The following is a 223-nucleotide window of genomic DNA, read 5'->3' as shown; positions in this document are numbered from 1 at the left end:
GGCGCGCGGCGATTTGCCGCCGGCATCCGGTATCAGCGTGAGCTGGCTTTCCACCCCGGCCCGCATCGCGTTGGGCCAGATGAGGTGCACAATGCTGCTGCGGCCGTGGGCATAATCGAGCAGCTGGCCGTCGAGATTGAGCAGGCTGCGGCGTTTATTGCCGGTCAGGCTGAGGGGCTCAATGGCATACTGGACCCCCAGACCGTTTTGCGGCGAGAAGAAG

At 64.6% G+C, this 223-nt stretch carries 1 protein-coding gene; it reads right to left on the bottom strand.

Features of this window, described 5'->3' with window-relative positions; translation table 11 throughout:
* Positions 1-223: type VI secretion IcmF C-terminal domain-containing protein (locus tag SLS51_RS23985; protein WP_323840942.1), on the bottom strand; the 223-nt coding region annotated here is incomplete at both ends.

The sequence above is a fragment of the Photorhabdus africana genome, assembly GCF_035181445.1.
Taxonomy (GTDB): Bacteria; Pseudomonadota; Gammaproteobacteria; order Enterobacterales; family Enterobacteriaceae; genus Photorhabdus; species Photorhabdus laumondii.
The sequence above is the reverse complement of the archived record's forward strand: the minus strand, read 5'-3'. Positions and strand labels throughout refer to the sequence as shown.